Source organism: Siccirubricoccus soli (assembly GCF_024178315.1).
In the GTDB taxonomy this organism is placed as follows: domain Bacteria; phylum Pseudomonadota; class Alphaproteobacteria; order Acetobacterales; family Acetobacteraceae; genus Siccirubricoccus; species Siccirubricoccus soli.
On the sequence record NZ_JAMZIK010000024.1, the window covers coordinates 24,311 to 40,343 of the forward strand.

Consider the following 16,033-nt stretch of genomic DNA (forward strand, 5'->3'; position numbering starts at 1 on the left):
AGGCCCCGGCGGCGCTGCACCCGCCGGCAGGGCGGAGGCACCGGCCGCGGCGGGGCTTGGCCGGGATGGCGGGGAGAGAAGCATCCCGCAGGATAGTCCGGCAGCGGAACCGTTGTCCAACCGCCCGGCGCGACAGGACGGGGCGCGCCGGCCCCGCCCCGCTCATTCAGCGCTTGCCGCGCAGCAGCGAGCCGATCAGCCAGGTGGCGGCCACCGCCACGCCGATCGCCACCAGCGGCCGCGCCCGGGTCGCGTCCCGGATATGGTCGGCGAGGTAGAGGGCAGCGTCCCGCCCCTCCCGCGCATAGACCCGGGCATTGCCCGCCGCCTCGGAGGCGGCCGGCGCCACCCGCCGCTCCACCAGATCCTCGAGCTGGCCCCAGAGCCGCGCCAGCTCGCCGCGGGTGTCATCGCTGCGGTCATGCAGCTCCCGCCGCGCCCGGCGGCCATAGCTCTCGGCGCTGTCACGGACGTCATGGGCGCGCTCACGCAGAGCGGAGAAATAGCCGTCAGCCATGGGTTGGCTCCCTTGTCTCGGTCGCGCGCCATAACGGCGCCGGTGGCCGAAGGTTCGCCTGGCGGCTACAACCCCCGCCATGCAGGCAGAGCAGGAGCGGCCGGCGGTCGCCGTGGTCGGCGCCGGGCCGGCAGGGCTGATGGCGGCGGAGGTCCTGGCCATGGGCGGCGCCGCCGTGACGGTGCTGGACCGCATGCCGAGCCCCGGGCGGAAATTCCTCATGGCCGGCCGCGGCGGGCTGAACCTGACGCATTCCGAGCCGCTGGAGCCCTTCCTCGCCCGCTACGGCGCGGCCCGGCCGCAGCTGGAGCCGCTGATCCGCGCCTTCCCGCCCTCGGCGCTGGTGGCCTGGGCGGAAGGGCTGGGCCAGCCCTGCTTCACCGGCAGCAGCGGCCGGATCTTCCCGCGGGCGCTGAAGGCCTCCCCGCTGCTGCGGGCCTGGCTGGCGCGGCTGGCCGGGCTGGGGGCGGCGTTCCGCCTGCGCCATGGCTGGGAGGGCTGGGCGCCGGAGGGCGGCCTCGCCTTCGCCACGCCCGGCGGCCCGGTGGTGCTGCGCCCGGCGGCTGCGGTGCTGGCGCTGGGCGGCGCCTCCTGGCCGCGGCTGGGGGCGGATGGCGGCTGGGTCGGGAAGCTGCCCGGCGTCACGCCCTTCCGCCCGGCCAATTGCGGCTTCCGCATCGCCTGGTCGGCGCATCTCCGCGCGCGCTTCGCCGGCACGCCGCTGAAGCGCATCGCCCTCACCTTCCGCGGCCAGGCGGTGCGCGGGGAGGCGGTGCTGACCGAGACGGGGATCGAGGGCGGCGCCGTCTATGCCCTCTCCGCCCCGCTGCGGGAGGCGATCGCGGCGGCGGGGCCGGTGACGGCGCTGCTCGACCTCCGCCCGGATCTGGCGGCCGAGGAGCTGGCGCGGCGGCTGGATGCGCCGCGCGGCGGCGTCTCGCTGGCCAACCATCTGCGCCGGGCGGGGCTGCCGCCGGTGGCCGCGGCGCTGGTGCAGGACGCGCTGCGGGCCGGGGCCACGGCGCCGCTCTCCGCCCTAGTGAAGGCGCTGCCGCTGCGGCTGGAGGCGCCGATGCCGATCGAGCGCGCCATCTCCTCGGCCGGCGGGCTGGGCTGGGCGGCGTTGGATGCGCGGCTGATGCTGCGGGGCCGGCCGGGCGTCTTCGCCGCCGGGGAGATGCTGGATTGGGAAGCGCCGACCGGCGGCTACCTGCTGCAGGCCTGCTTCGCCACCGGGCGGGCGGCGGGGCAAGGCGCGCTGGACTGGCTGGCCACCTCGCCACCGCCGGGCTGAAGCTCCCCACCCCGTACCCCGCTGTCCTGCCGCGGCAGGCTGTGCGAGGCGCTGCTCGTCCAGCGACTCCGGGGCCCCCGCGACGGCGTGCAGCGGCGTCGTGGGAGTGCCTAGTCGTCCACCAAAGCAAAGAGCAGCAGCAGGCTGCGCTGCAGGAAGAACTGGTTGTCGTCGGAGACCAGCGCCACCAGCCGCCGCCCGCCATGCTCGAAGACGGAAATGCCCTCGAAATTGTCGATCGGCAGAGGCGGGGCGAAGCGCAGCAGCTCCTCCCCCTCCATCACCCCCTCGCCATCGAGCTGACGGGCGGTCAGCCGGACGATCCGGCTGCCGAAGCCGCCCAGGGCGGAAAAGCTCCGCTCCAGCACCAGCACCCCGCCATCCGGCAGCGGCGCCATATCCGCGGGGTCGAAATCCGGCGCCGGCAGGTAGAGGCGCTTCCGCCAGCGCTCCGGCCCGCCGATCCAGGCCGGCCGGGTCTCCGCCGGGGTCGGCCAGGGGTTGTTCTCGGCGATGATGAACCAGCGTCCGTCCGGCAGCACCGCCAGGCTCTCCATGCCGCCATTTGGCGGCGAGGCCGCGATCTCCGGCGGCGCCTGCACATAGCGGCCGGGCCCGTCCAGCGCGGCGTAGTCACGGATGCGGTGCCAGCGCTCGAACCCTACCAGCCAGCCGCCGCCGGGCAGGGGGGCGAGGCTTTCCGCATCCCCCGCGAAGCCGCGGCCGAGCGGCGCGCCGGTGCCGTCCCGCAGCATCCCGGTCCGCACCGCCTGCAGCCCCGCCGGGCGCAGCCCGTCCAGCACCAGCCGCGCCGTCATCCAGCGGCCGATATCGGCGATGCTGGTCAGGTTCAGCGCATCGTCCACATGCAGGGCGGAGAAGCCGCCGAAGCCGATGACGCCGGTGTCCAATACCAGCCCGCCGAGCGCCTCCAGCTTGCTGCCGGGCGGCAGGGGCTCCAGCGGCAGCGGGGTGGCGGCAGGGGAGGATTGGCTCGCCGCCCCGGCGCAGGCCAGCAGCCCGCCCGCGGCCCCCAGCGTGCCGAACAGGAAGGACCGGCGGCGCCAGGCGCGGCCGGCCCCGGGGCCCTGCCCGGGCGGATCGCCCGGGCCGCCCATCGGCGTCTCCATCCTCGGGCCGGTCAGCCGACCAGCGCCGAACCCTGGGCGGCGGCCCGCTGCCAGGCCTCGGCCGCATCCTCGTCGAAGAGTTCCGCCAGCTTCTTCATCATGGTCCCGCCGAGCTCCTCGGCGTCCACGATGGTGACGGCACGCCGGTAGTAGCGGGTTACATCATGACCGATGCCGATGGCGATCAATTCGACGTCGCCGCGGCCCTCGATATCGGCGATCACCTTGCGCAGGTGGCGCTCCAGGTAGTTGCCCGGGTTCACGGAGAGCGTGCTGTCATCCACCGGCGCGCCGTCCGAGATCACCATCAGGATGCGGCGATGCTCGGGGCGGGAGCGGAGCCGCTTATAGGCCCATTCCAGCGCCTCGCCGTCGATGTTCTCCTTCAGCAGCCCCTCGCGCAGCATCAGGCCGAGATTCTTGCGCGCCCGCCGCCACGGGGCGTCCGCCGCCTTGTAGACGACGTGGCGCAGGTCGTTCAGTCGGCCGGGGTTCCGCGGCTTGCCGTCCTGCACCCATTTCTCGCGGGACTGGCCGCCCTTCCAGGCGCGGGTGGTGAAGCCGAGGATCTCGGTCTTCACCGCGCAGCGCTCCAGCGTCCGCGCCAGGATGTCGCTGCACATCGCCGCGACCGTGATGGGGCGGCCGCGCATGGAGCCGGAATTGTCGATCAGCAGGGAGACGACGGTGTCGCGGAAATCCGCCTCCCGCTCCCGCTTGTAGGAGAGGGAGAGCATCGGGTTGGCGACGATGCGGGCGAGCCGCGCCGCATCCAGCGTCCCCTCCTCCAGGTCGAACTCCCAGGCCCGCTGCTGCTGGGCCAACAGGCGTCGCTGCAGCCGGTTGGCGAGCTTCGAGACCACGCCCTGCAGGTGGGAGAGCTGCTGGTCGAGCTGCTGCCGCAGCCGCCCCAGCTCCTCCGGGTCGCAGAGGTCGTCGGCCTCGACGATTTCGTCGAATTGCGTCGTGAAGGCGTGGTAGCGGCTGGTGTCGTCGGTCTGGACGACCTCCTTGCGCTGCTGCGGGCCGCCGGGCTTGTCGTCGCCCTCGGCGGCGGCGCCCTCCTCCTCGCTCTCCTGCGCCTCCTCCTCGGCAGCCTCGCCCTGCATGGTCTCGGGCTGGGCGCCCAGCATGCTCTCCTGGTCCTGGGACTGGGCCTCGCCCTCCCCGGACTGGTCCTGCTGGCTGGATTGCTCGCCGCTCTCCTCGCCGTCCTCCTGGTCCTCGGACTGGCTCTCCACCTCGGCCTCGGCCAAATCCAGCGCGGCCAGCAGCTTGCGGGAGGCGCGGGCGAAGGCGTCCTGGTCCTCGGTGTTGTCGGCCATCTCGGCCAGGGCCTTGTCGGCTTCCTCGCCCAGCGTGTCCCGCCAGAGGTCGAGGATGCGGTGGGCGACCTCGGGCGCCTTCTCGCCGGTGATGCGTTCCCGCGCCAGCAGGGAGAGCGCGGCGGGCAGCGGCAGCTGGTCCTTCCGCGTCATCCGGTCATAGCCCTCGGTCTCGCACTGGTCGGCGAGGCGGGCGCGGAGATTGGCGGCGACGCCGGCCATGTGCCTGCTGCCCACGGCCTCGACGCGCACATCCTCCAGCGCGTCATAGACCTCCTTCGCCTCCCGCCTTCCGGGCTGGCGGGAGGCATGGACGGCGTCCGAATGGTGGCGGAGCCGGAGCGCCGCGGCATCGGCGGCGCCGCGCAACCGGGCCATCTCGGCGGGCGGCAGGGCGCGCGTCGGCAGCGGCAGGCGCACGCGCTTGCCGGCGACGCCGCCGGGGCCGGGCTGGAAGGCCACCTGCACTTCCGAATTGGCATGCGCGATGGCCCGCAGCGTGCCGGCGGTGGCGCGCTTGAACTCTTCCTGGCGGGTAAGATCCTGCTTGGACATGTCGATCAAGGATCCTGACGCTTCAACCACACCCAGCAGACGGCCCGGGCCAGCAGCCCGGCGACAAGGGCCCCGCCCAGGGCTTCCCCGAGATTGGCGGCGATGCCGTTGCCGGCCCAGGCCGCCTTTGCCCCGTACAGCCCGTTGGCGAAGCCGGCCGCCGCGCCGAGCCACATCCAGTTGCGGAACTGGCGGGCCCGCGCCGCGGCCGAGGACGCCATCGCGGCGGGGCTAGCCCGCCTTCTTCAGCAGGCTGCCGCTCGGCAGGTCCTCGTTGAAGCAGCGCTGGTAGTACTCGGCCACCGTGCCGCGCTCCGCCTCGTCGCACTTGTTGAGGAAGGTGAGGCGGAAGGCGAAGCCGACATCGCCGAAGATGCGGGTGTTCTCCGCCCAGGTGATGACGGTGCGCGGTGACATCACGGTGGAGATGTCGCCGGCGATGAAGCCGGCGCGGGTCAGGTCGGCCAGGGCCACCATCGCCTCCACCTGCTTCTTCGCCTTGGGATCGCCCTCGGCGCCCATCTTCGCCAGCACGATCTGCGTCTCCTGCGCATGCGGCAGGTAGTTCAGCGTGGCGACGATCGACCAGCGGTCCATCTGGCCCTGATTGATCTGCTGGGTGCCGTGGTAGAGGCCGGTGGTGTCGCCGAGGCCGACGGTGTTCGCCGTGGCGAAGAGGCGGAAATAGGGGTGCGGCCGGATCACCTTGTTCTGGTCGAGCAGGGTCAGCTTGCCCTCGACCTCCAACACGCGCTGGATGACGAACATCACGTCCGGGCGACCGGCATCGTACTCGTCGAACACCAGGGCGCAGGGGTGCTGCAGGGCCCAGGGCAGAATGCCCTCGCGGAACTCCGTCACCTGCTTGCCGTCCTTGAGGACGATGGCGTCCTTGCCGATCAGGTCGATGCGGCTGATGTGGCTGTCGAGGTTCACCCGGATGCAGGGCCAGTTCAGCCGTGCCGCCACCTGCTCGATATGCGTCGACTTGCCGGTGCCGTGATAGCCCTGGACCATGACGCGGCGGTTGTTGGCGAAGCCCGCCAGGATCGCCAGCGTGGTCTCCCGGTCGAACCGGTAGGTGGTGTCCAGCTCCGGCACGTGCTCAGTGCGGACCGAGAAGGCCGGCACTTCGAGGTCAGTGTCGATGCCGAACGCCTCCCGCGCCTTCACGGTGGTGTCCGGGGCATTGATCGCCGAGGTGGGACGGATTTCGGCGAGTGTGGCGACCTTGGTCATCGGCATCCGCTCTAGTGCTTCTCTCAGGGGTGACTCTAGGACAGGCCCGCAGAACAGGCTACCCGGGCAATCGGGATTTCCGGCAAGCCGCGCCGGCAGGCCCCGAATGCCTGGCAGAACCTTCGGCCGCGCGACGCAGCGGCACCGAAAGCCGCGGCCAGCCTCGGCTTTCCGGCCCGGCCGCCCGCCGCCACGCGCGGGCTATTCCGCCGCCGCCGGGGCCGCGCGGCCGCGGCCGAGGCGCTGCCGCAACAGGCTGTAGGCGCGGTTCACGTCCTTCAGCTTGTCCTCGGCCCCGCGATCCCCGCCATTGGCGTCCGGGTGGTAGCGCTTCGCCAGTTCCTTGTACCGGGCCCTGAGCGCCGGCGGCTCCAGCGGCCATTCCAGACCGAGGACGTCGAGCGCGGCGCGAAGTTCCGGCGGTGCCTCCGCCTTCCGCTCCGCCGGCCGGGCGCGCTTCGCATGCAGCGGCGTATCGTAGAGCAGGCCGAGCGGATCGCGCAGGAATTCCGGGTCGAACCGCCGGGAGCCGCCGAGCCGGCCGAGCGGCCAGGTGGGGCGCTGCCAGGCGGTGTCGGCGCGCAGATTGGCCTCGATCTCGTTCGGTCCCATCCCTTTGTAGTAGTCCCAGGCGGCGTTGTATTCGCGCACATGGGGCAGGCAGAACCAGCGGTATTCATTCAGGCTGGTGCGGGATCTCGGCGCCCGGTACTCGCCGGGGTTGGGGCAGCCCGGGGATTCGCAGGGGCGCGGCGGATGGTCCGGGTCTGCCGGCTCGGGGGCTGTGCCGCGGCGGGGGGGCATCGCCAAGTTATGGGCGCCCCCTGCCAGCCATGCAAGCCGCGCGCAGGGCTTGCGCGGGCACGCCCCGGCCGGGAAGCTGCACGCCATGCCAAGCCGCGCCGAACGCCTTGCCACCGCCCTCGAAGCCGCCTTCCCGCCCGCCGAGGTCAGGGTGGCGGATGACAGCGCCCAGCATGCCGGCCATGCCGGCGCCGCCCCGGGCGGGGAGACGCATTTCAGCGTCCTCGTCATCAGCCCGGCCTTCGCCGGGATGTCCCGCCTCGCCCGCTCCCGCGCCGCGCATGCCGCGCTGGCGGCGGAATTCGGCGGCGGGATGCATGCGCTCTCGCTGCGGCTGCTGACGCCGGAGGAGGCCGCCGCGTCCGGAAGCGCCCGGGGGTAGCGGCGGTTCCGCGCCGGGGCTAAGGGACCGCCTGTTCCAGGACCAGGAGAGGCGATCCATGACCCCTGCCGAACTTGCCGCCGTGCAGGCGCATCTCCGCCGCATGCTGGGGAATGAGCGCATCAAGCTGGCCACCCCGCAGCGCCGCAACGCCTCGGTCGAGATGTTCGTCGGCAGCGAGTTTGTCGGCACCGTCCATCGCGACGTGGAGGATGGCGAGGTCTCCTACGCCATCCAGATCGTCGTGCTGGCGGAGGACCTCTCCCAGATCAACTGAGGCCGCCCGCCGCCGAACCGCCCGCCGCCCCGGCGGTTGAGGGGAGGCGAGCGAAGGAGGCGGGCATGGCGGAGCAGGGCAATTTCGTGCCGGGGGAGAGCGCCGAGCCGGAGCAGCTCCGGCTGGAGCCCGTGCTCTGCCCCTTTTGCGAGCAATCGACCATGCCGAACCTGCTGGCCGACCGCAGCGCCGTCTGTTCCTGCCCGGCGGAGCGGGCGCTGCCGCTGGCGCTGCTGCATGGCACGCCCTGGGACGGCATGCCCGGCGCCGCGACGGCGCCGATGGACGCGCCGCCGCAGCCGGACCGGGACGCCCCGGCGCTGCCTGAGGACCGCGGCCAGTTCGGCAGCGGGACGACGACGGAGGCCTATGCCCCGCTGCCGCCCCCGCCTGGCCGCCGTGCCACGTAACAAGACGCTGCATCCCGCGCCTGCGGCTTGCCGTCACAGATTGCGTTCAGGTAACATTGCCTTCCCGGAGACGCCAAGATCCTGCCGTGGAGGGCCGCGATGCCGCTTCGATCCCTCGCCGTCCCGTGTGGGGCCACCGTCCGGTCGGTCCTGGCGCCTTTGGTCATCGCGCCCTTGTTCATTGCGCTGGGCCTGGGTTGCCTGGCCGGCGGGGCTGCGGCGGAAACCCGGACGATCGGCGTCTTCGGCGCCTGGGAGGCCTTCGGCGGCGCCACCAATGACGGCCGCCCGGTCTGCGGCGTGTCCACGAGCTGGCAGGACGGCCGGTACTTTGGCATCAAATATTGGCAGGGCCAGCCGCATTTCACCGTCCAGCTCATCAAGCCGAGCTGGCAGATCCCCGCCGGAACCCGCGTGCCGGTCGCCCTGCAATTCGACCAGCTCGGCCCCTGGACCGCGAATGCCACCGGCAACCCGGCCACCGCCACCGCCGGCGGCTTCGTGGAATTCACCGTGCCCTTCAATCGGCTGGAGAATTTCCTGCGGGAATTCCGCTACGCCAACGCCGCCGCCGTCACCTTCCGGCAGGGCAGCGAGCCGATGTGGCGGCTTTCCCTCTCCGGCAGCAATGCCGCCAGCCAGGCCATGGCGGATTGCGTGAGCCGCATGGCCGGTGGCATGGCCGGCAAGGGCAGCGGCGAGCCGACCCAGCCCTATGGCGGCCCCAGCCAGCCCTACAGCCCCGCCCCCCAGACCCCGGTCGGCGGCGGCAAATTCTAGCTAGGACGTGTGTCGGCCCTAGAGCATGCTGCGTTCGCTTGCGCTCACGCTGCATGCTCTAGGCCGTTGTTTTGCGAGCATCTTCACGCGTTCAGATGATTCCATCTGAACGCGATCTGCTCTAGTGGCAGGCGCCGGACAGGCAGCGATCCCCGGCGCCTCCATGAAGGCGCGCCGCAGCGTCAGGCGGAGCGCAGCCAGGGCCAGCGGGCGAGGGTGACGGGGCTGTCGGGGGCATAGGCGATGCAGGTGCCGAGGAGCGCCGGCTTCCGCTGCGGCGGGGTGCCGCCGGCGGCGGCGATGCGCGCCGCCTCCTCCCGCTCCTTCCGCGCCCGGATGGGGTAGAGGGTCTGGAAGGCGACCGTCGCCATCTGCGCCAGCACCTCCCGCAAATGGGTGCAGCCCAGCACGCCGCCCACCCGCTCATTCACCGCCCGGTTGAAGCCGGGGCCGATCCGCAAGCCGGCCAGCCGGGCGAAATTCGGCGCCGCGCCAGGGCAGAGCGCATAGGGGGTGTGGTCGGAGGAGGCCTCGCAGGCGACGATTTCCATGTCGTCGCGGATGGTCAGGCGGATCCACATGCCATGCAGCGGCTCACCGGCCTTCATCACGCCGCGGTCGTCATTCTCGAAATCATAGGCCTTGCGGTCCAGCAGATGGGCCTCGATGTCGAACAACCCATCCTCCCGCTGCCAGCCGCGGAGCTGGATGTCACGCAGATGCAGGAGTTCGCGGCGGCCAGGGTCGGACAGGGGCATGCAGGACGATCCTTGGTGCAGTGCACCATCCGCCTATGCCATGCATGCCCGTCCCTGGCCAGCGCCGCACCCCGCCTCGCGCGGGTCTCAGCCATGCTGCCGGGCCAGGGCGGCCAGGCCGAGCATGGCCGGGTCCGGCCGCAGGATCAGCCAGGTGGGCACGGGCGCCAGCCAGGCCTGGAAGCGGCCCTTCGCCTCGAAGCGCGCGCGGAACTCGGATCTGGCGAGGACATCCGGGAAGCGCGGGCAGATGCCGCCGCCGATGAAGACGCCGCCACGGGCCCCGAACATCAGCGCCACATCGCCGGCGAAGCTGCCGAGCAGGGCGCAGAACAGGGCGAGTGTCTTGCCGCTGATCGCATCCCCGCCGGCCAGGGCCCGCGCCGTCACCTCCGGCGCGCTCGTTCCCTTCTCGCCGCCCAGCGCGGCGTAGAGCGCCTCGATCCCCTGGCCGGAGATCAGCCGTTCCGCCGAGACATGGCCATGCTCCGCCCGCACCGTGGCGATCACCGCCGCCTCCTCCAGCGCCTGGGCGGCCAGGCTGGCATGGCCGCCCTCGCTTGCCAGCACGCGGTCCGGCGGCAGGAAGGCGGCGACGCCGAGCCCGGTGCCCGGGCCGAGCACCGCCATGGGCTCGCCCGGCTCCCCTGCGGTGCCGCCCAGCAGCAGCAGATCCTCCGGCCCGAAATGCGGCAGGGCCCAGGCGAGGGCGGCGAAGTCGTTCACGATGCGGATGCGCGGAATGCCGAGCAGGGTGGAGAGCGCCGCGCCATCCACCACCCAGCCGCGGTTGGTCAGGGTGACGCGGTTCTCCACCACCGGACCCGCCACGGCCAGCACCGCCGCCTCGGGCTGGCTCTGCTTGGCGAGGTACTGGCGGATGGCGGTGGCGATGTCCGGGAACTCGTCCAGCTTGTAGGTCACCGGCGGGGTCGCCTCGCTGCCCTGCAGCAGGGCGAAGCGGGCATGGGTGCCGCCGATATCGGCGAGGAGCGTGGTCATGCCCCCACTCTGGCCGGGGGCGCCGGCGGAAGGCCAGCCCTGGCCGCGGGATGTTGATGGCGTGGCGAAGGTGGCATGGCCCGTTCGTTCCGCCGCGGCGGCAGGCCCGCCACCGCCATCCTGCCGGCCGGGGCGCCGCGCCGACCGCCACGGGCGGCGATCGCTGCCTCCCGGCCCCGGGCGGCAAGCTGCTAGCCTGTGCGCAGGAGGAAACGTCCATGCGCATCGACCATGTCTCGCTGACCCTTTTCGGCTGGGACAACATCCCGCCCACCCGCTACCACGCCGCTGCGAAGTTGGAGGGCGGCTCCTCCGCCCTCGGGCTGCTCAGCATCGGCACGGATGCCGGCATCACCGGCCATGCCTTCCTCGGCAGCGCCACCCATACGGCGGCAAATGACGGGCCGGGGCTGATCCGCTTCCTGAAGCCCCTGCTGATGGGCCGCGACCCGCTGGACCGGGAGGCGATCAACGCGAAGCTCTGGCCGATGTCGCGCCTCGTCTCCGTGCGCTCCATCGGCGCGGTGGACGTGGCGCTGTGGGACATCGCCGGCAAGGCGGCGGGGATGCCGATCCACCGGCTGATCGGCACCTCCCGCCACAGCATCCCGGCCTATGCCTCCTCCCAGGTGCTCGACAGCGCCTCGGCCTATGCCGAGGAAGCTGTGGCGTTCCGCGAGGCCGGCTGGGCTGCCTACAAGATCCACCCGCCGCAGCACCCGCCGACCGACATCAAGGTGTGCGAGGCGGTGCGCAACGCCGTCGGCGACTACACCCTGATGCTGGACAGCACCTGGTCCTACGATTTCCCGGCGGCGATCCGCGTCGGCCGCGCCATCGAGGAGCTGGGTTTCCTCTGGTACGAGGACCCGCTGCACGACCAGGACATCACCAACTACGTCAAGCTGCGGCAGAAGCTCGACATCCCGATCATGGCGACGGAGTACCCGGCGACCGGCCTCGAGAGCTATGCGCCCTGGATCATGCTGCAGGCGACGGACTACCTGCGCGGCGACGTGGCGGTGAAGGGCGGCATCACCACCCTGCTGAAGACCGCCCACCTCGCCGAGGCCTTCCGCATGACCTACGAGGTCCATCACGGCGGCAACAGCCTGAACAACGTGGCGAACCTGCATGTCTGCTGCGCCATCCGCAACACCAGCTATTTCGAGGTGCTGCTGCCGGACGGCGCCCATAAATACGGGCTGGCCAAGGAGATCGAGGTAGGCCGGGACGGGCTGGTCCATGCGCCGACCGCGCCCGGCCTCGGCGCCGAGATCGATTTCGACCTGATCAAGCGGCAGCAGATCGCGGTGCTGGAATAGCCGCGGCGCCGGGCGTCCCGCGCAGCCCCTTGCCCTGCCGCGGCTTTGCCGCGGCAGGCTGTGCCGGATCCCGGACCCTACGGCGCCGCGGGAGCGTCAGCCCTCCTTCTGCAGCGCCTCCAGCGCCGCGGCGAAGCCGCGGAAGGAGACAGGGATGGAGATGCCCTGCCCCGCCGGGTCCTTGAATTCCAGCTTGCCCCCCTGCTCCGGGTTGCGGGCGCGCAGCCGGCGCAGCACTGCCTCGTCCCGCAGCTCCAGCTCCGCGAAGCAGCCGATCGGGTTGGTGTTGCAGTAGCGGAAGGGCAGGGTCAGGCCCGGGTCGCCCTCCAGGGTCAGCTTCACCGGCTGCGCCACCAGCACCGTCACCGGCAGCCGCGCCACCAGCCGCAGCGGCTCGGTCCGGGCCAGGCGGCCGATGGCAAGGACGGAGACCGGCTGCTGCTGCTGGTTCTGGGTGCCCTGCACCATCTCGCAGACCCGCCCGGCCTGGGCGCGGGTGACGCATTGCACGGACCAGTCGCCGAACACTGCCGTGGTGCGTTCCGGCGCCTCCGTGGCCGGGCCCGGGGTGGGGGTGGCGGCGGGCGGGGGCGGCGTGGCCGGGGCGCCGCCGCGCGGCGCGGTCTGCGCCAGGCCGGGGCCTGCCAGCAGGCAGAGGCCGAGGGCCATCAGGCGAATATGCTGTCCGGACATGCCATCCCCACGTTGATATAGGCCCGCTCTACCGCAGCTTCGGCGCCGATTGAAGCGCTGGCGTATGGAATACAACCGCTTTCCGGCGCAGCGTGGCCCGGCCGCGCCATCGCGGTCTTGGGCCTTGCCGCCGCCCGCTGGTTCCCTGGCGGTCCCCGCCAGGGCGACCCGCGCAAGGCCGCGGGCAGGGAGCGATCCCGGTTCCCTGTGACGGCCGCTGGCGGCTGTCCGCAGCCCGGCAACGCCAAGCCGCCAGCCCACTGCGCCCCTCGGCGCCGCCCGATGCCCTGCCGCGGCTTCGCCATGGCAGGCGGTGCGAAACCTGCGCATTCCAGCATCCCAGCGGCCCACGGCGTTGCGCGGCAACCTCGTGGGGAGCAACCTCATGGGGAGAGTTCAGGCGGGCTCCGGCTCCGCCCTGACCCGGCGGACGGTGCCGCCCCATTCCTGCAGCAGCTCGCCCCCCGCCACCGTCTCCGGCGCGTGCCCCGGGTCCTGCACCAGCACGTCCGGCCGCAGCAGCCGGATCAGCTCAAGCGGCGTCGGCGCGCCGAAGGGCACCACCAGGTCGATCTCCGGCGCCTCGGCCAGGACGGGGCCGCTGGCAGCCGCATCGGCATCCGGCAGCCCGACCACCAGTCGGTCGCACCAGCCGCGCGCCTGGGCCAGCAGCCCCGGGCGGGCGGCGGCGCCGGCCAGGAAGCCGACACGCCAGCCGGCCTGGCGCCAGCGCTCCACCCGCTCCGCCGCCTGGGCGCGGCCGGCCAGCTTGCGCAGCGCGACGCGGCCCGGCGTCAGCATCTCCACCAGCTCATCTTCCCGCACCACGGCGATGCCGGCCTTGCCATAGGCTACGCCGGCGGCCAGCGCGCCCAGCCGGGCGACCACCGGCAGGGCCAGCCCGGCGGCCAGCCCGGTGGCGACCACGGCCAGCAGCGCATCCCCGGCGCCGGCGGGATCCACCAGCTCCACCACATCGGCGCCGTGGTGCTGCACCAGGTCCGCCTCCGCGGCTTCCGCCACCAGGGTCACGCCCTGCTCGCCACGCAGCACCAGCACGGCGCCGAAGCCATGCGCCAGGCGCAGCGCGCCGGCCGCCGCGGCGATCTCCGCCGGGCTGCGCACCGCCATGCCGGTGGCGGCGGCCAGTTCCGCAAGGTCCGGCATGATGAGGTCGGCGCCGGCGAAGCGGGCGCAGTCGCCGCCCTTCGGGTCCACCACCACGCGGCGGCCGGCGGCCTGGGCGGCGGCGATCAGGCGCTGCGCGATATCCCCGGCCAGCACGCCCTTGCCGTAATCCGAGAGCAGCAAGACCTTGGTCGCCGCCACCGCATCGGTGGCGATGCGGATCATCCGGTCCGCCAAGCGCTGGTGGATCGGCTCCACCACCTCATGATCGGCGCGGAGGATCTGCTGGCCGGCGGCGATGAAGCGCGTCTTGGTCGTGGTGGCGCGGCCGCCCTGCACCAGCAGCCAGGGCTCCACCCCCGGCTGACCGCCGATGAGGCCGGTGAGGTCGCTGCCCGGCTGGTCGTCCCCCACCACGGAGACGAAGGCGGTGGCGGCGCCGAGGGCGGTGAGGTTGCGCACGACGTTGCCGGCCCCGCCGGGCAGCGCCACCTCGCGCTCCACCGCCAGCACCGGCACCGGGGCCTCGGGGCTGACCCGTTCCACCCGGCCATAGACGTAGCGGTCCAGCATGGCGTCGCCGACGACGAGGACCGCCCCGCGCCGCAACTGACGGACAGCCTCGACGAGGTCTGAGGGAGCGGAACCGCCGGCGACGGCCTGGGTCCCGGGCACGGAGCCATGCATCCTGATGCGGTAGCGCATGCCGGGCTGCGGACGCAAGCCACGGACACGCCATGCTTGCGGAAATCCCGCCGCCTGCCCGCGCCCGGCCCGGTCTGCGGCGGCCCGGGTCGCGCGCTGCATGCGCTGCCCGCGCAACGGCCCGCCGCCTGCGGCCGATGCCGAGCGGCACCCGGAACCGGCCATGGCGCCGCCACTCGGCCTGCCCGCGTCAGGCGCCGAAGCGGCACCTGGAACCGGGCGTGCCGCCCGCCACCCGCCCCACTCGCATCCCGGCGCCGCAGCGGCGTCCGAACCGGGCGCGGCGCCTGCCATCCGCGCTGCCCGATGCCCGGTGCGGCTTTGCCGCGCCGGGCCGTGCGAGGCCCAGGAAGGACAGCGCCACCGGGCTCCCCGCAACGCCCCGCAGCGGTGTTGCGGGATCTAGGCCACCAGGAACCGCAGCCGGTCGCCCTCCAGCACCAGGCAGGTCAGGTCGCCGCCGAAGCAGGCGCCGGTATCGATGCCGATGCGGTGCCGCAGGATCGCCGGGCTGCGCGCGGGGGTATGGCCATGCACCACCACCCAGGGCAGCTCCCCCTCGAAGGAGAGGAAGGGCTCGCGGATCCACAGCAGGTCCATGGCACTCTGCCGCTCCAGCGGCAGGTCCGGCCGCACCCCGGCATGGACGAAGAGGTAATCCCCCGCGCGATGCAGCAGCGGCAACTGCCGCAGCAGGGCGATGTGCTCCTCCGGCACCTCGGCCCAGGCCTCGCCGCCGGGGCCGGCCTTGGTGCCGTAGCTCTTCAGCGTGGCGGCGCCGCCATTCTGCAGCCACTGCCCCATCGCCTCCTCGGTCGCATCCGGCTCGCAGCCCTCCAGCATCATGGCCTCGTGGTTGCCGAGGAGGTTCACCACCGTCGCCCCCGGCACCGGCGAGGGCGCCAGCAGCCGCTCCAGCACCGCCGCGCTGTCCGGGCCGCGATCCACGTAGTCGCCGAGATGCAGCAGGGTGATCTGCGGCACCGGCCGCGCCTTGGCATCCGCCGCGATGCGCTTGTGCAGGGCGGCAAGCTGGCGGTCGCAGCCATGCACGTCGCCGATGGCATAGACGCGCTGGCCTGGCGGCAGCCGGCCGGGGCTTAGGGTTTCGTTGACCATGCGAGGCGAGGTTAGCGGGGATTCCGCAGCGCCGCATCGCGACTCAACCCTGGCGCGCAAGGATTGCGCATGAATGTGAGGCTGGCCGACCCCATCCGCCCGCCGATGCCGGCGCCGCTGCGGCCGCGGCTGGAGAGGCTGCTGCCGCGGCTCGAGGGGCGGGTGGCGCTGGCGGTGCCGCCGCTCGGCGCCCCCGACAGCGCCCCATTGGCCGGCGCCGCGCGGCGGCGCATGGCCCGGCTGCTGTTGCAGGATGCGGCGGAGGCCGGCAACGGCCAGGTCTTCGAAACCCTGGATGGCAGCCTGCTGCTGCTGGGCGGGCTGCCGCGGCTGGTGCGGCAGGCGGCGGCGGCGCTGGAGGCGCTGTCCGGGCTGCGGCTGGGCCCGCCCTGGCTGCTGCCACGGGATGCCCCCGCCCTGCTGGCCTGGGCCGACCACGCCCTGCTGCCGCCGCCCCTGCCCACCCCGCCGCCGCCTGCCATGCCGGGCCTCGCCGGGCTGGATGCGCGGCTGGCCACGCTGGCGCCGGAGCGGCTGCTGCGCAGCTGCCCGCTGCGCCGGCCCCTCAAGGGGGCCAGGGGGCCGGACCT

The 16,033-nt window shown here is 73.1% G+C and carries 18 protein-coding genes; 7 read left to right on the forward strand and 11 right to left on the reverse strand.

All coding sequences use genetic code 11. The annotated features are described in order from the left end of the window. Positions 1-166 precede the first annotated feature (166 nt). Entirely contained in the window at positions 167-517 is a 351-nt protein-coding gene (locus tag NJ376_RS04325; protein WP_252952001.1) for a hypothetical protein, read from the reverse strand. A 79-nt stretch (positions 518-596) separates the two neighbouring features. On the opposite strand from NJ376_RS04325, the gene NJ376_RS04330 reads away from it, so the two are divergent. Continuing rightward, complete coding sequence (locus tag NJ376_RS04330) at positions 597-1,811, forward strand: TIGR03862 family flavoprotein (RefSeq protein ID WP_252952002.1); 1,215 nt, start codon at positions 597-599, stop codon at positions 1,809-1,811. A gap of 110 nt (positions 1,812-1,921) precedes the next feature. Here NJ376_RS04330 and NJ376_RS04335 read toward each other — a convergent pair whose 3' ends face one another. The 5 genes from NJ376_RS04335 to NJ376_RS04355 all read right to left on the reverse strand — a co-directional run bounded on the left by NJ376_RS04335 (position 1,922) and on the right by NJ376_RS04355 (position 6,864). Beyond that, positions 1,922-2,929: an esterase-like activity of phytase family protein gene (locus tag NJ376_RS04335; RefSeq protein ID WP_252952003.1), complete on the reverse strand. Its 1,008-nt coding sequence runs from the start codon at positions 2,927-2,929 to the stop codon at positions 1,922-1,924. 23 nt (positions 2,930-2,952) lie between these two features. Next, entirely contained in the window at positions 2,953-4,821 is a 1,869-nt protein-coding gene (gene cobT / locus NJ376_RS04340) for a cobaltochelatase subunit CobT (protein WP_252952004.1), read from the reverse strand. Between the two features lie 5 nt (positions 4,822-4,826). Next, a complete protein-coding gene (locus tag NJ376_RS04345) occupies positions 4,827-5,042 on the reverse strand; it encodes a hypothetical protein (RefSeq protein ID WP_252952005.1) in 216 nt (71 codons plus the stop codon). Between the two features lie 10 nt (positions 5,043-5,052). Further along, positions 5,053-6,060: a cobaltochelatase subunit CobS gene (gene cobS, locus NJ376_RS04350; RefSeq protein WP_252952018.1), complete on the reverse strand. Its 1,008-nt coding sequence runs from the start codon at positions 6,058-6,060 to the stop codon at positions 5,053-5,055. Positions 6,061-6,261: 201 nt separating this feature from the next. Then, a complete protein-coding gene (locus NJ376_RS04355) occupies positions 6,262-6,864 on the reverse strand; it encodes a J domain-containing protein (RefSeq protein WP_252952006.1) in 603 nt (200 codons plus the stop codon). 85 nt (positions 6,865-6,949) lie between these two features. Here NJ376_RS04355 and NJ376_RS04360 point away from each other — a divergent pair, with 85 nt between their 5' ends. From NJ376_RS04360 to NJ376_RS04375, 4 genes are all read left to right on the forward strand, one after another. Continuing rightward, on the forward strand, positions 6,950-7,246 hold the full coding sequence (locus NJ376_RS04360) for a BolA/IbaG family iron-sulfur metabolism protein (protein ID WP_252952007.1): 297 nt from the start codon (positions 6,950-6,952) through the stop codon (positions 7,244-7,246). Positions 7,247-7,304: 58 nt separating this feature from the next. Then, positions 7,305-7,523: a DUF3126 family protein gene (locus tag NJ376_RS04365; protein WP_252952008.1), complete on the forward strand. Its 219-nt coding sequence runs from the start codon at positions 7,305-7,307 to the stop codon at positions 7,521-7,523. Between the two features lie 65 nt (positions 7,524-7,588). After that, positions 7,589-7,933: an SPX domain-containing protein gene (locus NJ376_RS04370; protein ID WP_252952009.1), complete on the forward strand. Its 345-nt coding sequence runs from the start codon at positions 7,589-7,591 to the stop codon at positions 7,931-7,933. Between the two features lie 174 nt (positions 7,934-8,107). Beyond that, complete coding sequence (locus tag NJ376_RS04375) at positions 8,108-8,713, forward strand: hypothetical protein (RefSeq protein ID WP_252952010.1); 606 nt, start codon at positions 8,108-8,110, stop codon at positions 8,711-8,713. A 182-nt stretch (positions 8,714-8,895) separates the two neighbouring features. On the opposite strand, the gene NJ376_RS04380 is transcribed toward NJ376_RS04375, so the two are convergent. After that, positions 8,896-9,471: a DUF2889 domain-containing protein gene (locus NJ376_RS04380; RefSeq protein WP_252952011.1), complete on the reverse strand. Its 576-nt coding sequence runs from the start codon at positions 9,469-9,471 to the stop codon at positions 8,896-8,898. Between the two features lie 87 nt (positions 9,472-9,558). After that, complete coding sequence (glk, locus tag NJ376_RS04385) at positions 9,559-10,473, reverse strand: glucokinase (RefSeq protein ID WP_252952012.1); 915 nt, start codon at positions 10,471-10,473, stop codon at positions 9,559-9,561. A gap of 218 nt (positions 10,474-10,691) precedes the next feature. Between glk and NJ376_RS04390 the strand changes: the two genes are divergently transcribed. Then, the gene (locus NJ376_RS04390; RefSeq protein WP_252952013.1) at positions 10,692-11,798 is read left to right on the forward strand and encodes an enolase C-terminal domain-like protein; all 1,107 of its coding nucleotides are present in this window, start codon (positions 10,692-10,694) and stop codon (positions 11,796-11,798) included. Between the two features lie 96 nt (positions 11,799-11,894). Here NJ376_RS04390 and NJ376_RS04395 read toward each other — a convergent pair whose 3' ends face one another. From NJ376_RS04395 to NJ376_RS04405, 3 genes are all read right to left on the reverse strand, one after another. Then, on the reverse strand, positions 11,895-12,467 hold the full coding sequence (locus NJ376_RS04395) for an invasion associated locus B family protein (protein WP_252952014.1): 573 nt from the start codon (positions 12,465-12,467) through the stop codon (positions 11,895-11,897). Between the two features lie 420 nt (positions 12,468-12,887). Next, on the reverse strand, positions 12,888-14,294 hold the full coding sequence (locus tag NJ376_RS04400) for a PfkB family carbohydrate kinase (protein WP_252952015.1): 1,407 nt from the start codon (positions 14,292-14,294) through the stop codon (positions 12,888-12,890). Positions 14,295-14,726: 432 nt separating this feature from the next. Continuing rightward, entirely contained in the window at positions 14,727-15,443 is a 717-nt protein-coding gene (locus NJ376_RS04405) for a metallophosphoesterase family protein (protein ID WP_252952016.1), read from the reverse strand. A 69-nt stretch (positions 15,444-15,512) separates the two neighbouring features. Between NJ376_RS04405 and NJ376_RS04410 the strand changes: the two genes are divergently transcribed. Further along, positions 15,513-16,033: hypothetical protein (locus tag NJ376_RS04410; protein ID WP_252952017.1), on the forward strand; the 521-nt coding region annotated here is incomplete at its 3' end.

What these genes read in the sequence shown, in the direction of transcription:
- NJ376_RS04335 (WP_252952003.1), bottom strand. Translation starts at nt 2,929, where the DNA reads ATGGGCGGCCCGGGCGATCCGCCCGGGCAGGGCCCCGGGGCCGGCCGC.
- NJ376_RS04355 (WP_252952006.1), bottom strand. Translation starts at nt 6,864, where the DNA reads ATGCCCCCCCGCCGCGGCACAGCCCCCGAGCCGGCAGACCCGGACCAT.
- NJ376_RS04405 (WP_252952016.1), bottom strand. Translation starts at nt 15,443, where the DNA reads ATGGTCAACGAAACCCTAAGCCCCGGCCGGCTGCCGCCAGGCCAGCGC.
- NJ376_RS04365 (WP_252952008.1), top strand. Translation starts at nt 7,305, where the DNA reads ATGACCCCTGCCGAACTTGCCGCCGTGCAGGCGCATCTCCGCCGCATG.
- NJ376_RS04380 (WP_252952011.1), bottom strand. Translation starts at nt 9,471, where the DNA reads ATGCCCCTGTCCGACCCTGGCCGCCGCGAACTCCTGCATCTGCGTGAC.
- NJ376_RS04330 (WP_252952002.1), top strand. Translation starts at nt 597, where the DNA reads ATGCAGGCAGAGCAGGAGCGGCCGGCGGTCGCCGTGGTCGGCGCCGGG.
- cobS (WP_252952018.1), bottom strand. Translation starts at nt 6,060, where the DNA reads ATGACCAAGGTCGCCACACTCGCCGAAATCCGTCCCACCTCGGCGATC.
- NJ376_RS04370 (WP_252952009.1), top strand. Translation starts at nt 7,589, where the DNA reads ATGGCGGAGCAGGGCAATTTCGTGCCGGGGGAGAGCGCCGAGCCGGAG.
- NJ376_RS04360 (WP_252952007.1), top strand. Translation starts at nt 6,950, where the DNA reads ATGCCAAGCCGCGCCGAACGCCTTGCCACCGCCCTCGAAGCCGCCTTC.
- NJ376_RS04390 (WP_252952013.1), top strand. Translation starts at nt 10,692, where the DNA reads ATGCGCATCGACCATGTCTCGCTGACCCTTTTCGGCTGGGACAACATC.
- cobT (WP_252952004.1), bottom strand. Translation starts at nt 4,821, where the DNA reads ATGTCCAAGCAGGATCTTACCCGCCAGGAAGAGTTCAAGCGCGCCACC.
- glk (WP_252952012.1), bottom strand. Translation starts at nt 10,473, where the DNA reads ATGACCACGCTCCTCGCCGATATCGGCGGCACCCATGCCCGCTTCGCC.
- NJ376_RS04395 (WP_252952014.1), bottom strand. Translation starts at nt 12,467, where the DNA reads ATGGCCCTCGGCCTCTGCCTGCTGGCAGGCCCCGGCCTGGCGCAGACC.
- NJ376_RS04325 (WP_252952001.1), bottom strand. Translation starts at nt 517, where the DNA reads ATGGCTGACGGCTATTTCTCCGCTCTGCGTGAGCGCGCCCATGACGTC.
- NJ376_RS04345 (WP_252952005.1), bottom strand. Translation starts at nt 5,042, where the DNA reads ATGGCGTCCTCGGCCGCGGCGCGGGCCCGCCAGTTCCGCAACTGGATG.